This is a genomic window from Pseudomonas psychrophila, from assembly GCF_001043005.1.
Lineage (GTDB): Bacteria > Pseudomonadota > Gammaproteobacteria > Pseudomonadales > Pseudomonadaceae > Aquipseudomonas > Aquipseudomonas psychrophila.
The window spans coordinates 1-687 of sequence record NZ_JYKZ01000060.1 but is presented as its reverse complement, the minus strand read 5'-3'; the positions used below and the strand labels follow the sequence as shown (position 1 = coordinate 687).

The window sequence follows — 687 nt, the reverse complement described above, 5'->3', positions numbered from 1 at the left end:
GCGCGAGAGTGAAATCATCGCCTTCTGTCGCGAGCCTCTGGCCGGGTTCAAAGTCCCGCGTACGGTGGTGTTCACCGTGCTACCCAAGACCTCGACGGGCAAGGTTCAGAAATACGTGCTGCGCGACATGGCCAAGGCCCTGTAAATCATCGCGCACGATCCATGCACCTATAACAACAATGAGGTTTTGTGATGCCTGAATTCAATGCACCGCTGCGCGACATGCGTTTTGTACTGCACGAAGTGTTTGAAGCGCCAGCCCTGTGGGCGCGCTTGCCCGCCCTGGCCGGTCAGGTGGACGCCGACACCGCCGATGCGATTCTCGAAGAAGCCGCCAAAGTCACCGGCCAGCTGCTTGCACCGCTCAACCGCAGTGGCGACGAGGAAGGCGCGCAGTGGGAGGCCGGAAACGTCAGTACGCCCCGGGGCTTCAAGTCCGCCTATGACACGTACATTCAGGGCGGCTGGGTAGGCCTGTCGGGCAACCCCGAATTTGGCGGACTGGGCATGCCCAAGATGCTGGCCGTGCAGTTTGAAGAAATGCTCTATGCCGCCAACTCCAGCTTCGCACTGTATTCGGCATTGACGTCCGGTGCCTGCCTGGCCATTGATGCCCACGCCAGCGAAGCACTCAACAACACCTTCCTGCCGCCCATGTATGAAGGCCGCTGGGCCGGCACCATGTCC

General features: G+C 60.8%; 2 protein-coding genes. Both read left to right on the top strand.

The features are described from left to right. Positions 1–145 (top strand): hypothetical protein (locus TU76_RS25705; RefSeq protein WP_169775418.1); only part of this gene is annotated, 145 nt, incomplete at its 5' end. Positions 146–192: 47 nt separating this feature from the next. Beyond that, positions 193–687, top strand: a 495-nt coding sequence (locus TU76_RS24055; protein WP_048352658.1) for an acyl-CoA dehydrogenase family protein, incomplete at its 3' end; no start/stop codon positions are given.